Consider the following 15,971-nt stretch of genomic DNA (forward strand, 5'->3'; position numbering starts at 1 on the left):
GAGTATCCGAGCGACCCGCTGAACACAGCGTCGATCAGGACAGGTCGCCGTCCACGTAGTACCAGCGACCGTCCTCGCGAGCGAAGCGGCTGAGTTCACGCAGTTCCCCCCGCCCGCGCCGAATGCGGTAGGCGGCGGTGAACTCCACGGTCCCGTCGGTGTCGAAGGGTCCGCCACCGGACACGGCGTCGATACGCAGATGCAGCCAGCGTTGCTCCGGGTCCAGGGCCAGTTCCACCGGCCGGGTGTCCGGATGCCAGGTGGCCAGCAGATGCGTGCGATCGCCCAGTGCGAAGGCCGTGTACCGACTGCGCATCAAGGCCTCAGCCGTGGGCGCGGGCGTCGCCGCACCACTGCTCAGGTAGCGGCCACAGCACTGTCCCAGCTGCTCTCCGGTGCCGCACGGGCACCGATCTGCTGCGGTCACCACTCGCCTGCCACCGACCGTCCAGCGTTGCTCCTCCACTCCGGTAACGCTACCGGGCGCAGACTCACCAGATTCGGCGATCGCCGGTCCAGCGCAGCCGGGCGCGCAGCGGGTGCGATGCGGTGACCGGGAAGCCGGGCGCGTTAGCGTGGCTGCATGCCCGTTCCCGATTTCGTCCGCACGCTGCGCGAGCGCGTCGGCCACGACCTGCTGTGGCTCAGCGGGGTGACCGCCATCGTCCTGCACCAGGTCGACGGGGTGGAACTGCTGCTGTTGGGCCGCCGCGCCGACTCCGGCGAATGGGCGGCCGTCTCCGGAATCCTGGAGCCCGGCGAGCAGCCCGCCGTGGCCGCAGCCCGCGAGGTCTTCGAGGAGACCCGGGTGCGGGTCCAGGTCCAGGCGCTGGCCGCGGTGATCTCCGGCGAGCACCCGGTCCGGTATCCGAACGGCGACGTCTCCCAATACCTGGACTTGACGTTCCTGTGCACACCCGATCTGTCGGCCGACCCCGATCCGTTCGACTCGGCCCGGGTAGGCGACGACGAGTCCCTGGAGGTGCGCTGGTTTCCCATCGACGCGCTGCCCGCGCCGCTGGCGACCAGCACGCAGCAGCGGCTGGCCCGGGTGCGCGCCTTCCGTGCGGATCCGGCCGCCGGCACCCTCTTCGTCCGGCCCTGACCGTCTTTGCGCAACCCGGCACTCGTCGGCAACGCCGCCCGTCCGCGCCTGCGGTGACACGATGGCTCAGCAGCGATACCGAGGAGCACCGATGACAACGTCCGATCCGATTCTCGCCGAGATCACCACCGCCGTGGAGGCAGGTCGTCTCGGCGATGCCGACCTGACCCGCGCCGACCTGCAGACCATCTGGGACCGGCTCGACCAGGACGACGCCTTTCACCGCACCGTACTCGCTCACTATCTGGCCGATCTGTACGACGACCCCACTGAGGCGCTGGTGTGGGATGAGCGGGCGCTGGCCGCCTCGCCGGGTCTGGTAGACAGCGATCTCGCGGAAATCGCGCCCGGAGTCTCGGCGGAGGGCTTCCTGCCGTCGCTGCACCTGAACGTCGCCGATCAGCTGCGCCGGTTGGGCCGCTTCGACGAGGCGGCCCAGCAGCTCGAGGCCGCCCGCAGCCACACCCCCGCCCTCGCCGAGGACATGTACGGCACGGCCATCCGCGAGGCGATCAAGAACCAGGACATCGCCATCGCCGAGCGTGACACCACGGTCCGCGAGCCGCTCCCGTAGCCCGGGCCGGCGGTTCCCGCGCCCTATCTCGGTTCCAGCACCCTTCCGGGAGGGCGCTGGAACCGAGATAGGGCGCTCGAATGGCCGGACCGGCACTCGCTACCAGGAATACCCGTGCCTGCGGAGCCGCTCGGCGACCCGGGGCACCAGCCGCTCGTTCCACAGATCGGCGACGACCCACCGGATCACATCGGTCCCCCGGTCCCGGAACGCCTCCTCGCGCGCCTTCTCGCGCAGGATCGCGTCGAGCTCCGACTCCCCCGGACGACGATGCTTCAGGTACTTCACCTTGCCGTCGAGTTCACCCACGAGCTTTTCGTCCCAATCGAAATCGCTGTACGCGCGGGTCGGCACACCCCTGATGGTGAGCCGGTACTCGTGCTGCAGATCCGGCAGCGGAAGCCCTGCCCTGATCATCTGGGCCCGGCTCCACGACTCACCGGGATTCGCCGCCCGTCCGTCGGCCATCGCCAGTGCGTACTTGGCCACGGCGATCCCGCGGCGCCGTCGTTCCTCGAGCACCTTCTCCAACTGCTCGCGCGTCACATGCGCGTGCAACGCCGCGTCGAACACCGCCAGCGCCTGGGCGAAACTCCCCTTGGCCGCTGCCGCGGAGGCGACATCGACGGCGGTGCGCACCCGATTGGTCACCTCGACACCGTCGACGACGACCAGCGCTCCGGCGGTCGGTGCCACGTGAACGTGCCGCGTCGACCGCCGGCATCCTCGTCCCTGGCCGCTCTTGACCACGTGCACCTGCGTCCGGTCCGGATTGAGCACCGGCAGACGCAGCACCGCGGCCGCCGATTGATGGCTGAGGACGAACGGCTTCTCGGCACGGGTCACCGCTGCCAGGCATTTGAGCCGGTACAGCTCCTCCGGGAGGTAGCGGTCGGCCACCCTGTCGGCCGTCACATAGATGCCGCGACCGACCCTGAGCAGCTGTTTGGAGCCGATCAGCTCGGCTAGGTCCTTCTCGCTGTAGCCGGAGTCGAGCGCCTTACGGCGCCAGGTGAGGCCGTGGCCGTCGATGGGGAGCACCATGTGTAGTTAGACGCACACGGTCGGCTCCCGGTTCCCCTCCGCCGAACCAAAGAGGATTCCCACGCCCTATCTCGGTTCCCGCGCCGTCCGGGGAGGGCGCTGAAACCGAGGTGGGGCGCTTGACGGTCCGGGAGGGCGGTCAGCGGAGGTTGGTGCGGATGAGCAGGACGTTGTAGTCGTCCCAGCGGCTGCCGTTGTAGTACAGCTCCGGACCCGCACCGGTGAGCGCCGGCGAATGCGGCAGGATCATCGGGGCGTAGGCGTCGACGGTGCCCTTGCGCAGCAGCATCCGCGGCGGCGACCACGGCCCCTGCGGCCGCTTCGCGGTACGCAGCACGACGCCGCTGGTGGTGTGCAGCATGACGTACTTGCGCAGGTACTGGCTGTAGGCGACGGACAGTTCGCTGACCGGGCGGCGCACCACCGGGCGGGAGGCGTTGACATCACGCACCCAGCCGTGGCCGTTCCAGTACTCGTAGGCGCCCAGGTTCAGGATGTCGGCGGGACGGAAACGCGCCACGTGCGCGGCACCGGAACGGCCGTTCGGAGTGCCGTACTGGAAGATCCAGCCGGCGTCCGGGCCGGTTCCGCGGACATAGGCGCTCTGCTGGAAGTTGCTGTTGCCGGCGATGTTCCAGCGGAAGTTCGCCGGGTTGGTCTGCCAGGTGCGGCCGTTGTCCCCGGATACGGCGATCCCGGCGTAGTTGGTGGCCCATTCGCCCGGGACACCCCAGGCGCGCACCGACATGTAGTTGATGTACTGCTTGCCGTTGATCGCGATGCCCGCGGTCGGAATGGTGGTCACTTCGACGAACCGCATTCCGAGCGCACCGATCATGGTCGGCGCCCACCCGCCGGCCGAGCGGACCGTCAGGCCGTCGGCGTAGTTGCGGTCGGTGGTGCGCATCAAGACGTTGTGCCGCCACTGCTGACCCGCTTCGGCACAGTTGCCGAAGGTGTCGCCGAAGGCCATCAGGGTCTCACCGCGTCCGTTGTCCCACGCGACACCGATGTCGGTTCCGGAGATGCCGTGCCGCGAGTAGGTCCGGTTGGGGCTCTTGGGGCCGGTCACCCAGGCGATGGTCTTGGAGCGGCCGTCGTCGTACCGGGGCATTGCGCGTTGCGGCCCGTGCGGACGGGCCGGGCGGCCCAGCGGCGCCGGCAACAGCGTCTGCAGGCCGCTGCCCGAGTTACTGCAGGCCGCGGCACCGGCCTGACCCGCCACTCCCGGCCCGGTGATGCTGACCAGTCCGGCGGTCAGGGTCACCGCGGCGATCAGGGCGGCAGACCGCACCCGGACTGCGGGACGACCAGTTGCGCGGCGGGTGGGCATCAGAAGAACTCCTGCGGTGAGAGGGCACACTCACGGGGAACGATAACGCATCGGCAGGTCATCAGCCGCCGATAGCCAGCCAGACCGCCAGGCCCAGACCTCCGAGTCCGATGCCGATCCGCAGCGGCGTCGCCGGGAGCCGCGCGACGACCGGTGGTCCGGCCCAGCCGCCGAGGAGACAGCCGGCGCCCATCGCGACCGCCGCACCCACGTGCACGTCGGCGAAGATCAGGAAGCCGACCGCGGCCACCGCGTTGGCGATGCCCAGCAGCGCCGATTTGAGCAGCGTCGCCCGCCACAACGGCAGATCGGTGAGCACCATCGCCAGCGCCACGAACATCACCCCGGCGCCGGCGCCGAAGTAGCCGCCGTAGATCGACACGACGAAGATCCCGGCCGCCCACCAGCCGCGATGGCTGACCGCCTCGCCAACCCGGGCACGCAGCCGCGGCTGTGCCAGCAGGGCGATCGAGGCCAGCGCCACCAGATAGGGCACCACGAAGACGAAGATCTTGTCCGGTGACAGCAGCAGTATCGCCGCGCCGACGGCGCCGCCGGCCAGCGCGATCAGTCCTTCCCTGGCCAGCGAGCGCCCGCCGTCGTCGACCACCAGCACCCGGCCGGATTTGGCGAAGCTGCCGATCCCGGACGCCACCAGCGCCACCGTATTGGTGACGTTGGCGGTGATCGGACTCAGTCCGGCCAGCAGCAGCGCCGGATAACTGATCAGCGAGGCCAGACCGGTCACATAGCCGACGACGCCGGCGGCGAACCCGGCGCCGAAAAGCAGGGGAAGGTCAGTGAGCGAAATGGCGTGCGCCGGTGAAGTACATCGTGATGCCCGCGTTCTGCGCGGCCTCGATCACCTCGTTGTCGCGCACGCTGCCACCCGGCTGCACCACCGCGCGCACGCCGGCATCGATCAGCACCTGCAGACCGTCCGGGAACGGGAAGAAGGCGTCCGAGGCCGCCACCGCACCGCGAGCCCGGTCGCCGGCGCGCTGGACCGCCAGATGCGCCGAGTCGACCCGGTTCACCTGTCCCATACCTACGCCGACGGAGGCACCGTCGTGTGCCAGCAGGATCGCGTTCGACTTGACCGCCCGGCAGGCATGCCAGGCGAAGGACAGGTCCGCCAGCGTCGCCGCGTCGGCGGCCTCACCGCAGGCCAGGGTCCAGTTCGCCGGATCGTCGCCCTGTGCATCGAGCACATCGCGGTCCTGCATCAGGATGCCTCCGGAGATCGGCCGCAGCTCGACGCCGGTTTCGGTCGGCGGCTGGGCCACCAGGATGCGCACGTTCTTCTTGCGGGAGAGGACGTCGACGGCGCCCTCGTCGTAGCCGGGAGCGATGATTACCTCGGTGAAGATCTCGGCGACCTGTTCGGCCATCGCGATGCTGACCGGGCGGTTGGCTGCGATCACCCCGCCGAAGGCACTGACCGGATCGCACTCGTGCGCCCGGCGGTGGGCCTGCGCGATGTGCTCGCCGACGGCGATACCGCACGGGTTGGCGTGCTTGATGATCGCCACCGCGGGCGCCTCGAAGTCGTAGGCGGCGCGCCAGGCGGCATCCCCGTCGGTGTAGTTGTTGAACGACATCTCCTTGCCGTGCAGCTGGTGCGCCTGCGCCAGCCCGGCCGGACCGGAGTTGGCGGTGTACAGCGCCGCACTCTGGTGCGGGTTCTCGCCGTAGCGCAGAACCGCACGACGGTCCCAGGTGCCACCGGTCCACACCGGGAACTCCGACTCGGTATCGGGTGCGACGACACTGCTCATCCAGGAGGCGACGGCGACGTCGTAGTCGGCGGTGTGCCGGAAGGCCTTGGCCGCCAGCGCCTGCCGCTGGGCCAGGGTGAAGCCGCCCCAGGCGACGGCGTCGGTCACCACCGGGTAGTCCATCGGGTCGACCACCACGGCCACCGACGGATGGTTCTTGGCGGCAGCGCGCACCATCGACGGTCCGCCGATGTCGATCTGCTCGACGCACACGTCGGGTGAGGCACCGGAGGCGACGGTCTGGGTGAACGGGTACAGGTTGACGCACACCAGCTCGAACGGGGCGATGTCCAGGTCCTGCAGCTGCGCCAGGTGATCGTCCTTGCGGGTGTCGGCCAGCACTCCGGCGTGCACCCGCGGGTGCAGCGTCTTGACGCGGCCCTCCAGGCACTCGGGGAAGCCGGTCAGTTCACTGACCTCGGTGACCGGGATGCCTTCGGCGGCGATGGTCTTGGCGGTCGAACCGGTCGACACGATCTCCACACCCGCCCCGTGCAGCGCCGCGGCCAGCTCGGGCAGCCCGGTCTTGTCGTACACGCTGATCAGCGCGCGCCGGACCTGCCGCCGGCCGTCGTCGGCTGCGGGAGCGTTCACATCGGATGCGTTCACTTGAGGTGTGCCTTTCGTCCATCGGTGACCACGCCGCGGGTCACCACGGCCTCCACCACGTCCGGGAGGAGGTCGCGTTCCAGAGTCTTGATTCGTTCGTGCAGGGAGTCGACGGTGTCGTCGGGGTACACCTCGACGGTGCCCTGGGCCAGGATGGGGCCGGTGTCGACGCCGTCGTCGACCAGATGCACCGTGCAGCCGGTCACCTTGACCCCGTAGGCGAGAGCATCGGCGACGCCGTGCGCACCGGGGAAGGCCGGCAGCAGCGCCGGATGGGAGTTCACGATGCGCTGGGCGAAACCGGCGAGCATCGCCGGGCCGAGGATCTTCATGAAACCGGCCGTCACGATCCACTGCGGAGCGAAGCTCGACACCTGTGCGGCCAGGTCGCGGTCCCAGGCGGCCCGGTCCGGATGATCGGCCAGCGCGCAGGTCACCACCGGCACACCCGCGTCACGGGCGATCTGAACGGCACCGCAGTCGCGGTCCACCACCACCGCGGCGATCTGGAACGACGACGCCGGGTCCTGGCTGCGGCGCAGGATCGCGGCCAGCAGCGTACCGGTGCCCGAGGCCAGCACCACGATGGGTGCACGCGGGGCGGTCCGGCTGTTCACGCTGCCAGATTAGTGCCCGTCGCCGGACTGCCGATGCTCGGGTGCGGTGACCTCGTCCGATTCGGACCCGGTGGACTCCCCCGACGGTTCAGCAGACTCGCCTGACCCGGGAGGCACATGCGCCTCATCGGATTCGCCGGTCTCCTCGCTGTCGCCGAAGTCAGCGGTGTCGTCGAGGTCAGCGGTGTCGTCAAGCTCAGCAGGATCCGCACGGTCCGCGCGGTTCTCGGGCGGATCGACCTCGTCACTCCGGTCCAGTGCGTCGAGATCCTCGATGATCTCCAGGTCGGCGAACTCCTCGCTGGCCAGGAGTTCGTCCAGATCGAAACCTCCTGCCGCACCGGCGCGCCGGTGCCGGAGCACGGGCGCCAGTTGCGCCGCCCCGATGGCGACACCACCGATCACCGCGATCCACGCGAAGGTGTAGACCCCGGCCAATGGGGCGCCCACGCCGACCGCGCCCAGTTCACCGGCGCGCCCGCCGGCCAGGAACGCCGCCAGCACCATCAGTGCCGCCCCGGTCGCGGCCGCCACGGCAACCGCGCGGACGTGCTTGAGCAGGTCGTAGCTGCGGCAGTACCAGCCGACCAGGGCACCCACGGCGACCGGCACCAGGAAGACGAGCATGCCGAGCGCACCCAGGCCCTGCTCGGGCAGTGCCCCCAGGATCGGGAGCGGCGGCACGGAACCGGGCTGCACACCGAGAGCGTCGACCGTGGCCGAACCGGCCTGGACGGTGGCCCCGGCCGAAAGCCCGGCGGCATCGATCGCCGCATTGGGCAGGTAGAGGATCGACAGCAGGGTCAGCCCGAGATAGCCGTCGAACGAGTGCCCCTCGGCGATCAGCTCACCGACCCGGCTCCACTTGGCGATCACTCCCACGGTCACCAGGACGGCACCGCCGGCGAGCAGACCGAGGAAGGCCAGGGCACCGGCGCGGGCGCCGACCCGGTCGGTGGCCGGGAATTCGTAGTGGGCGAAGATCGGCTGCAGACAGCGCCGGCCCACACCGATGGCGACCCCGATGCCCTGGACCAGCAGGGTGTAGCCGAACGCTGGCAGCGGCGGGGCCTGCCCGATCGAGGAGACGGCCGAGCCGTCGGCGACCACGGCCAGCGCCAGCGCGGTCCACAGCAGCGGTCCGGCCAGCGCCGCACCGGCGATGCTGCCGACCTCCGAGAGGGTGTCCACCTCCCGCGACGCCCGCGCGGTGACCACCGCGGTACCGGCGATCATCAGCAGCGTCGGCAGCAGCGGGAGCACGCCGACGGTGACCCCGCCGACGGTGAGCGGCACCTGATTGACCACCAGCCAGGCCGCCCCGACCTGCGCTCCCAGTCCCCCGAAAGCACCTCCGGCGAGCAGTTTGGTGACCGTCACCACCACCGCGAGCACCAGCGTGGTGATCGCCGGCACCAGCCCGGCGACCTTCAGCAGATCCCAGGTGGCCGCGCGGGCGGGATACTGCTGGTCACGCCGGGCCGTCCGCCCCTGCCGGAGGCGGGTGACCAGAGATTCGGTGGTGGAAGACATCGTTTCCAGACTGTCACGCCGGCCCCGTCACTCCCAGGGGCCACGCCGTGCGGGGGCAAATGTGGGTGCCCGGAAACGACGACGCCGCCGTTCCCGAAGGGGGAACGGCGGCGTCGCGGACGTCGGTGCCGAAAGCTACTTATCGCCCTTCTCGGACTCGCTCTCGGTGGACGGCGTGCTGAACACGGTGGTCGCCGAGCCGTCGCCCTCCGGATTCTCACCGGTCTCCGGCAGCGAGGTGTAGACCGTCGCCGACTCGGATGCGTACGACGATTCCGGAGCGGCATGGCTCGGGGTGCCCGAGGCATAGGAGCCCGAACCGTACGACGAAGCCGTCGAGGCCGAGTCACCGTACGAGGGGGTCGAGGCCTGGCCGTATCCCGTGCCCGTGGACGCGGCCGGGGTGGCATCGGTGTACACCGGTCCCGAGGTCGACGCCCCGACCGGAGCCGGCGCGGTCTTCACCGTTTCGGCGGCCACCAGCAGCCAGAACACCGTCACCACGGCGCCCAGAATGGTGCCGACCAGCAGCAGGATAGCGCCGGCTCCCTTGTCGGCCTGCTCGTAGGCGCCGTCGTTTCCGGCGAACTGGAAGATGGTGACCAGCGCCGAGACGACGGTGGTCGAGGCGATCGCGGCGACGTACTGTTTCCCCGCCCCGACCAGCAGGGTGGTCAGCGCCGAGATCCCGGCGACCGCGAACAGCGCCCACGGCACCGCGAGGTTGGTGGAGAAGATGTTCACCGAATCGCTGCCCGTCGAGCTCTTGTAGCCGGCCAGGAAACCGCAGAACAGCACGACCACACCCAGGGCACCGGTGACCAGCGCCAGGATCTGGCCGATGTTGTGCGGCAGGCCCGCCGACGCCGGCTTGGGTGCGGCGTACTGACCGGCCCCGGTCCCGTACTGGGGCGCCTGACCGTACTGCCCGTACTGGGGTGCCTGACCGTACTGCTGGCTCGAGGCACCGTACTGCGGGGTCTGCCCGTACTGCTGGGCCGCAGTGCCGTACTGCCCCGACTGACCGTACTGCCCGGACTGCTCCGACTGACCGTATTGGGGCTGCCCGTACTGGGGCGCCTGGCCGTACTGCTGGCTCGAGGCACCGTACTGCGGCGTCTGACCGTACTGCTGACCCTGACCTGCGTCACTCTGCCCTGCATCGCCCTGGCCGTAACCCGGGCCCGATTGCGGATACGTCATCGAGATCCTCCTGTGTTTTGGCGCAGCCACCGAACGCGATGACCCATGAACGCCGTCCACGCTAGTACACGTTCACCATCGGTGGTCGGCCCCCCGATCCCGATACCACTCGATCAGGCCCGGGTCGTCGACCGCCTTCGGGTCGATGCTCACCTCGCTGCGACCGGCCAGGATCCCGGTGATCGGCACCTCCAGTTTCTTTCCAGTCCGGGTGTGCGGAATGCCCGGGGCGACGATGATCTCGTCGGGCACGTGCCGCGCCGACAGGCGGGAGCGGATCGCGCTGCGGACCCGCTCGATCAGCTCATCGGTGAGTTCGGCACCGGGCACAAGGGTCACGAACATCGGCATCCAGTAGGCGCCGTCGGGGCCGTCCAACCCCAGGACGAAGGCCTCGGCGATGTCCTCTATCCCCTCGACCACCTCGTAGATATCGGCCGAACCCATCCGGATACCGTGCCGGTTGAGGGTGGCGTCGCTGCGGCCGTGGATGATCAGCGAACCGCGATCGGTGACCGTCACCCAGTCGCCGTGGCGCCACACCGGAGTCGGCAGCGGGCGCTCCCATTCGTGGTCGAAGTAGGCGCTGCGATACCGCTCGCCGCTCTCGTCGTTCCAGAAGGCGACCGGCATGGAGGGCATGGGCGCAGTCACCACCAGTTCACCGACCTGGCCGATCAGCGGCTGGGCCGCCGGAGACCAGGCGGCCAGCGCCACGCCCAAATGGCGCACCGTCAGTTCGCCGGCCACGACCTTCAGTCCGGCGCTGCCGCCGGCGAAGGCGCTGACGATATCGGTGCCGCCACTGATCGACGAGATCGGCAGGCCGGCCCGCACATTGGCCTCCACCCAGTCGAACAGGTCGGCCGGCAGCGTCGAACCGGTGCTGCCCAGGGTCGCCAGCGCCGACAGGTCGTGGTCGCGGCCGGGCACCAGGCGCGCCTTGCGGGAGGCGTTGAGCTGGCCGGGGCTGGTGCCGAAATAGGTCACCTGCTCGTCGGCGACGATCTGCCACAGCCGGTCCGCATCGGGATACAGCGGGGAGCCGCTGTAGGTGACGATCCGCGAACCCACCAGCAGTCCGGCCACCTGGAAGTTCCACATCATCCAGCTCAGCGCGGTGTGCCAGAAGAACACCGAGTCCTCGTCGAGGCCGGCGTGTAGACCGATCTGCTTGAGATGCTCGACCAGTACACCGCCGTGGCCGTGCACGATGCCCTTGGGCACCCCGGTGGTCCCCGAGGAGAACAGCACCCACAGCGGATGATCGGCGGCCACGCGTACCGGTTCCAGCGGCTGCGCCGGGCCGGCCAGCACCCGGTCCCAGGAGGTGGTCCCGTCGGCGACGTCGTTCCCGATCTGCACGTGCAGGACCGGATCGTCCAGCAGTGCCGCCAGTTCGGCCGAGTCGCCGCGCTTGTCGACGTCCTTGCCGTTGAAGCGATATCCGGCACAGGAGAACAGGGCCTTCGGATTCAGCTGCCGCAACCGGCCGGCCGCCCCCTCCGGCGCGTAGTCCTGCCCACACCCGGACCAGATCGCCCCCAGGCTCGCGGTGGCCAGGAAGGCGACCACGGCCTCGGGGTTGTCCGGTAGGTACGCCGCGACCACATCGCCGGGGCCGATCCCGGCCGCGCGCAGGGCGGTGGCGACCGCCGCGACCTGGCCGGGCAGCTCGCGCCAGGCGATCTGCGTACGGTTCAGGTCCTCGTCCAGACCCACGATCGCCGCGCCGTCGCGGTCGCAGTGCCGCAGGACCGCCTCGACGTAGTTCAGCCGCATCTGCCCGAACCAGCGCGCCCCGGGCATCACCGGATCGTCCAGCACTGCCGCATCGTCGTCGCCGAGCGGAGTATCGGTCAGCTCATCGAGGGAAAAGTGCTCCCAGACGGTGCGCCAGAAGCCGGGCAGATCCTCGACCGAGTATCGCCAGAGGTCGTCGTACGACGACAGGTCACGACCGGCCCGTCGGGCGGCCCGCGCGGTGAACTCGTCATTGTGAACCATGCCGATCCTTTCCGGATTCCAGGCCGAGCAGATCGACGGCCCGGGAACGCATCTCGACCTTGCGGACCTTACCGGTGACCGTCATCGGGAAACTGTCGACCACGTGCACATACCTGGGGATCTTGTGCCGGGAGATGGCTCCTTCGGCGAACTCGCGCAGGGTCTGTGCGGTCATCTCGGGGGCGCCCTCTCGCAGCTGCACCCAGGCCATCAGCTCCTCGCCGTACTTCTCGTCGGGAACACCGATCACCTGCGCGTCGACGATATCGGGGTGGGTGTAGAGGAATTCCTCGATCTCGCGGGGATAGATGTTCTCCCCGCCGCGGATCACCATGTCCTTGATGCGGCCGGTGATCCGGACGTATCCGTTGGCTTCCATGACCGCCAGGTCGCCGGTGCGCATCCAGCCGTCGTCGCCGAGCACCTCGGCGGTCTTGGCCGGATCGTTGCGGTAGCCGAGCATCACCGAGTAGCCCCGGGTGCAGAACTCGCCGGCCTGCCCGCGCGGCACGGTCTCGCCGGTGGCCGGATCGGCGATCTTGATCTCCAGGTGCGGGCCCACCCGTCCGACGGTGCCCACCCGCAGCTCGAGCGGATCGTCCATCCGGGTCTGCGTAGACACCGGGGAGGTCTCGGTCATGCCGTAGCAGATCGAGACCTGGGCCATGTTCATCTCCTCGATGACCCGCCGCATCACCTGCTCGGGGCACGTCGAGCCGGCCATGATGCCGGTGCGCAGACTCGACAGGTCGTACTCGGCGCCGGTGTCCAGCAGCGCCAGTTCGGCGATGAACATCGTCGGCACGCCGTACAGGCTGGTGCAGCGGTACTTCTGCACCGCCGCCAGGGTGGCGGCCGCGTCGAAGGCCGGTGCCGGGATCACCATGGCGCAGCCGTGCGCGATCGCCGCCAGATTCGCCATCACCATGCCGAAGCAGTGGTAGTACGGCACCGGCGTGCAGATCCGGTCGGCCGGGCCGTAGTCGAGCAGGTGTCCCACCAGGTAGCCGTTGTTCCCGATGTTGCGATGGCTGAGGGTGACGCCCTTGGGGTTGCCGGTGGTGCCGGAGGTGTACTGGATGTTGATCGGGTCGTCCGGGTCCAGTCCGGCGGCCGCGGCGTCCAGCTCGGCCAGTTCGGCCCCGCTCGGCCGGGTCATCAGCGCCGCGAACTCCGGCGACTCGAAGACGATCACCTCGCGCAGGTCCGGCAATTCCTCGCGGACGTCGGCGAGCATCTGCGCATACTCCGAATCCCGGAAGTGGTGCGCGGCCAGCACCACCGCGCTGCCCGACTGCGCCAGCGCATAGGCCACCTCGTGCCGGCGGTACGACGGATTCAGCACCACCAGCACGATTCCGGCCTCGGCCGCGGCGAACTGGGTGAGCACCCACTCCCAGCGGTTGGGTGCCCACAGCGCCAGCCGATCACCCGGCGCCAGCCCGAGCCGGCGCAGCCCGGCCGCCAGCGCCCGCACCTGTTCCCGGAACTGGCGGTAGGTCCACTGCTGATCGGAGACGGCGTCGATCAGCGCGATCGCGTCCGGGTGCGCGTCGGCGGTGCCTGCGAGCGTCTGGCCGATGGTGGTCTCCAGCAGCGGCGGGTGCTTCTCCCCCACCGCATAGGACGGTTCGGTCACGGCCTTGTCCTTTCTCGTCGTGTTCGTCTCGTCGTGTTCGTCTAGTCGTGTTCGCCGACGCGCCGCAGCACCGCGAGCGCCTGCCCGAACAGCGGGGCGTCGACCATCTGGCCGTCGAGGGCGAAGACACCGCCGCCGAACTCTTCGGCTGCGGCCAGCACGCGGCGTGCCCAGTCGATCTCCTCCGGCGACGGGGTGTAGCCCTCCCGCACCACCGGTACCTGGGAGGGATGGATGCAGGCGGTACCGGCGTAACCCAGGGCCACCGCATCGCGAACCTCGAAGCCCAGGCCGATCACGTCGGCGATGTCCACGTGCACCGCGTCGATCGCGGCCTTCCCGAAGGCGCCGCAGACCAGCCGGACCTGAGCGCGCACCAGGGAGGGCACATCCCGGTAGTTCCCGGCGCCGGGCTCGTCGATACCGAACCGGCTCGATTTACCGCCCAGACCGGCGACCAGGTCCTCGGCACCCCACATCAGACCGACGCAGTTGTCGACGGCCGCGATCTGTTCGCAGCGCACCGCGCCCAGCGGGGTCTCGATCAACCCGATCACCGCGTAGTCCAGCGCCGCCACCGATGCGGCGTCCTCGGCTTTGGCGAGCATCACCACGCGATAGCCGGTCTGCGCCAGGGCGGCCAGATCGGCGGCGTGATCGTCGGTGCCCACCGGGTTCACCCGCACGATCACCCGCGCCGGATCGAGCGGGGTGTCCACCAGGGCTTGGCGGGCGGTCGGTTTGTTCTCCGGGGCGACCGCATCCTCCAGATCCAGGATCACCACATCGGCGCGGTCGGCGGCCTTGACGTAGCGCTCGGGCCGATCGGCCGGGCAGAACAGCAGCGCCGGTCCGGCCGGCTGCCAGGATTGCGGGGGCAGGCTCATCACAGTTCCTCCGGGTTGAGCCGGACCAGCGTCGAGCGTGCGGCCCGGGCGACCAGGACGCCGTCCTGGTTGCGTCCGATGTGGGTCAGATTCACCACGCCCTCACCGGGGCGTGATTTCGAGACGCGTTTACCGGTGCACTCGGTCTCGGCGTACAGGGTGTCCCCGGCGAACAGCGGCGCCGGGAAGGCGATCTCGGAGAAGCCCAGGTTGGCCACCAGGGTGCCCTGGGTCAGCTGCGACACCGACAGTCCCACGATCATCGACAGCGTCATCATCGAGTTGATCAGCCGCTGCCCGTCGAAGCCCGGCTGGGTAGCCGACCACGCCGCATCCAGGTGCAGCGCCTGGGTGTTCATGGTCAGCGTGGTGAACAGGACGTTGTCGGCCTCGGTCAGGGTGCGTCCGGGCCGGTGCTCGTAGATCGCCCCGACCTCGAACTCCTCGAACCACAGGCCGCGCTGGGTGATGCGGTGCTCCGGCTGCTCGGTCATGACGGCAGTCCCAGCGACCGCGCGATCAGCATCAGCTGCACCTCGGTGGTGCCCTCGCCGATCTCCAGGATCTTGGAGTCGCGGTAGTGCCGGGCGACCGGGTACTCGTTCATGAAGCCGTAGCCGCCGTGGATCTGGGTGGCCATGCGCGCATTGTCCATCGCCGCCTCCGAGGAGATCATCTTGGCGATGGAGGCTTCCTTCTTGAAGGGTTTGCCGGCCAGCATCTTCGCGGCCGCGTCGTAGTAGGCGGTGCGCGCCACATGCGCGCGGGCCTCCATCCGGGCGATCGCGAACGAGATGGTCTGATACTCGTTGATCGGTTTGCCGAACGATTGCCGCTCCGCGGCGTACTTGATGGACTCGTCCACGCAGCCTTGCGCCACACCGGTGGCCACGCCGGCGATCGCGATACGCCCCTCGTCGAGGATCGACAGGAAGTTGGCGTAGCCGCGGCCGCGGGTGCCCAGCAGATTCTCCTGCGGCACCCGCACATCGGCGAAGCTCAGCGGATGGGTGTCGCTGGCGTGCCAGCCGACCTTGTCGTAGGCCGGTTCGACGGTGAAGCCCGGCGTGCCCGACGGCACGATGATGGTGGAGATCTCCTTGCCGCCGTCCTCGCGGCTGCCGGTGACCGCGGTGACGGTGACCAGCGAGGTGATGTCGGTGCCCGAGTTGGTGATGAACTGCTTGGCGCCGTTGATCACCCAGTCCGGGCCGTCGGCCACGGCGGTGGTGGCGGTGGCTCCGGCGTCGCTGCCGGCGCCGGGTTCGGTGAGTCCGAAACCGGCGATCTTCTTGCCGGACACCAGGTCGGGCAACCACTGCTGTTTCTGCTCCGGCGTGCCGAACCGGAAGATCGGCATGGCGCCCAGACCGACGCCGGCCTCCACGGTCATGGCGACCGACTGGTCCACCTTGGCCAACTCCTCCAGCGCCAGCGCCAGGGCGAAGTAGTCCCCGCCCATCCCGCCGTACTCCTCGGGGAAGGGCAGGCCGAACAGACCCATCTCACCCATCTGCGCGACGACCTCGTAGGGGAAGGTCTTCTCCCGGTCGTGCTGATAGGACACCGGCGCCACCACCTGCTGCGCGAAATCGCGCACGCTGCCGATGAGGTCGGTGTACTCCTGGCTCAGTTCCATCTC

15 protein-coding genes are annotated in these 15,971 nt (G+C 69.5%); 2 read left to right on the forward strand and 13 right to left on the reverse strand.

The genetic code is table 11. The annotated features are described in order from the left end of the window. Positions 1–34: 34 nt before the first annotated feature. Positions 35–430, reverse strand: a complete 396-nt coding sequence (locus GOHSU_RS08315; protein ID WP_005939632.1) for a YchJ family protein — start codon at positions 428–430, stop codon at positions 35–37. Between the two features lie 153 nt (positions 431–583). On the opposite strand from GOHSU_RS08315, the gene GOHSU_RS08320 reads away from it, so the two are divergent. Continuing rightward, on the forward strand, positions 584–1,105 hold the full coding sequence (locus GOHSU_RS08320) for an NUDIX hydrolase (protein WP_005939635.1): 522 nt from the start codon (positions 584–586) through the stop codon (positions 1,103–1,105). 91 nt (positions 1,106–1,196) lie between these two features. Next, the gene (locus GOHSU_RS08325; RefSeq protein ID WP_005939639.1) at positions 1,197–1,679 is read left to right on the forward strand and encodes a hypothetical protein; all 483 of its coding nucleotides are present in this window, start codon (positions 1,197–1,199) and stop codon (positions 1,677–1,679) included. 99 nt (positions 1,680–1,778) lie between these two features. Here the strand turns inward: GOHSU_RS08325 and GOHSU_RS08330 are convergent, their stop codons facing one another. From GOHSU_RS08330 to GOHSU_RS08385, 12 genes are all read right to left on the reverse strand, one after another. Next, positions 1,779–2,723: a hypothetical protein gene (locus GOHSU_RS08330; RefSeq protein WP_005939641.1), complete on the reverse strand. Its 945-nt coding sequence runs from the start codon at positions 2,721–2,723 to the stop codon at positions 1,779–1,781. Between the two features lie 139 nt (positions 2,724–2,862). Next, the gene (locus tag GOHSU_RS08335; protein WP_005939644.1) at positions 2,863–4,056 is read right to left on the reverse strand and encodes a glycoside hydrolase family 183 protein; all 1,194 of its coding nucleotides are present in this window, start codon (positions 4,054–4,056) and stop codon (positions 2,863–2,865) included. A 61-nt stretch (positions 4,057–4,117) separates the two neighbouring features. Beyond that, the gene (locus tag GOHSU_RS08340; RefSeq protein ID WP_024332874.1) at positions 4,118–4,867 is read right to left on the reverse strand and encodes a sulfite exporter TauE/SafE family protein; all 750 of its coding nucleotides are present in this window, start codon (positions 4,865–4,867) and stop codon (positions 4,118–4,120) included. Beyond that, positions 4,854–6,428: a bifunctional phosphoribosylaminoimidazolecarboxamide formyltransferase/IMP cyclohydrolase gene (gene purH, locus GOHSU_RS08345; protein ID WP_005939651.1), complete on the reverse strand. Its 1,575-nt coding sequence runs from the start codon at positions 6,426–6,428 to the stop codon at positions 4,854–4,856. The genes GOHSU_RS08340 and purH overlap by 14 nt, the downstream gene beginning before the upstream one ends. 11 nt (positions 6,429–6,439) lie before the next feature. Beyond that, positions 6,440–7,060 (reverse strand): phosphoribosylglycinamide formyltransferase, encoded by a 621-nt coding sequence (gene purN / locus GOHSU_RS08350; RefSeq protein WP_005939654.1) that lies wholly within the window; start codon positions 7,058–7,060, stop codon positions 6,440–6,442. Between the two features lie 9 nt (positions 7,061–7,069). Then, a complete protein-coding gene (locus tag GOHSU_RS08355; protein WP_005939657.1) occupies positions 7,070–8,593 on the reverse strand; it encodes a cell division protein PerM in 1,524 nt (507 codons plus the stop codon). A gap of 135 nt (positions 8,594–8,728) precedes the next feature. After that, entirely contained in the window at positions 8,729–9,796 is a 1,068-nt protein-coding gene (locus tag GOHSU_RS08360; protein ID WP_005939660.1) for a DUF5336 domain-containing protein, read from the reverse strand. Between the two features lie 72 nt (positions 9,797–9,868). Continuing rightward, positions 9,869–11,803 carry an acetoacetate--CoA ligase gene (locus tag GOHSU_RS08365; RefSeq protein ID WP_005939662.1) on the reverse strand — a complete coding sequence of 645 codons (1,935 nt, stop codon included), beginning with the start codon at positions 11,801–11,803 and terminating at the stop codon, positions 9,869–9,871. Next, a complete protein-coding gene (locus GOHSU_RS08370) occupies positions 11,790–13,442 on the reverse strand; it encodes an AMP-binding protein (RefSeq protein WP_005939665.1) in 1,653 nt (550 codons plus the stop codon). The genes GOHSU_RS08365 and GOHSU_RS08370 overlap by 14 nt, the downstream gene beginning before the upstream one ends. A 41-nt stretch (positions 13,443–13,483) precedes the next feature. After that, positions 13,484–14,329: an HpcH/HpaI aldolase/citrate lyase family protein gene (locus GOHSU_RS08375; RefSeq protein ID WP_005939668.1), complete on the reverse strand. Its 846-nt coding sequence runs from the start codon at positions 14,327–14,329 to the stop codon at positions 13,484–13,486. Next, positions 14,329–14,823 (reverse strand): MaoC family dehydratase, encoded by a 495-nt coding sequence (locus tag GOHSU_RS08380; protein ID WP_005939671.1) that lies wholly within the window; start codon positions 14,821–14,823, stop codon positions 14,329–14,331. Before GOHSU_RS08380 ends, GOHSU_RS08375 begins: the two co-directional genes overlap by 1 nt. Next, the gene (locus tag GOHSU_RS08385) at positions 14,820–15,968 is read right to left on the reverse strand and encodes an acyl-CoA dehydrogenase family protein (RefSeq protein ID WP_005939674.1); all 1,149 of its coding nucleotides are present in this window, start codon (positions 15,966–15,968) and stop codon (positions 14,820–14,822) included. The genes GOHSU_RS08380 and GOHSU_RS08385 overlap by 4 nt, the downstream gene beginning before the upstream one ends. Positions 15,969–15,971 lie beyond the last annotated feature (3 nt).

It is taken from the genome of Gordonia hirsuta DSM 44140 = NBRC 16056 (assembly GCF_000333015.1).
Taxonomy (GTDB): domain Bacteria; phylum Actinomycetota; class Actinomycetes; order Mycobacteriales; family Mycobacteriaceae; genus Gordonia; species Gordonia hirsuta.

What these genes read in the sequence shown, in the direction of transcription:
- GOHSU_RS08320 (WP_005939635.1), top strand. Translation starts at nt 584, where the DNA reads ATGCCCGTTCCCGATTTCGTCCGCACGCTGCGCGAGCGCGTCGGCCAC.
- GOHSU_RS08325 (WP_005939639.1), top strand. Translation starts at nt 1,197, where the DNA reads ATGACAACGTCCGATCCGATTCTCGCCGAGATCACCACCGCCGTGGAG.
- GOHSU_RS08330 (WP_005939641.1), bottom strand. Translation starts at nt 2,723, where the DNA reads ATGGTGCTCCCCATCGACGGCCACGGCCTCACCTGGCGCCGTAAGGCG.
- GOHSU_RS08335 (WP_005939644.1), bottom strand. Translation starts at nt 4,056, where the DNA reads ATGCCCACCCGCCGCGCAACTGGTCGTCCCGCAGTCCGGGTGCGGTCT.
- GOHSU_RS08355 (WP_005939657.1), bottom strand. Translation starts at nt 8,593, where the DNA reads ATGTCTTCCACCACCGAATCTCTGGTCACCCGCCTCCGGCAGGGGCGG.
- GOHSU_RS08360 (WP_005939660.1), bottom strand. Translation starts at nt 9,796, where the DNA reads ATGACGTATCCGCAATCGGGCCCGGGTTACGGCCAGGGCGATGCAGGG.
- GOHSU_RS08365 (WP_005939662.1), bottom strand. Translation starts at nt 11,803, where the DNA reads ATGGTTCACAATGACGAGTTCACCGCGCGGGCCGCCCGACGGGCCGGT.
- GOHSU_RS08375 (WP_005939668.1), bottom strand. Translation starts at nt 14,329, where the DNA reads ATGAGCCTGCCCCCGCAATCCTGGCAGCCGGCCGGACCGGCGCTGCTG.
- GOHSU_RS08380 (WP_005939671.1), bottom strand. Translation starts at nt 14,823, where the DNA reads ATGACCGAGCAGCCGGAGCACCGCATCACCCAGCGCGGCCTGTGGTTC.
- GOHSU_RS08385 (WP_005939674.1), bottom strand. Translation starts at nt 15,968, where the DNA reads ATGGAACTGAGCCAGGAGTACACCGACCTCATCGGCAGCGTGCGCGAT.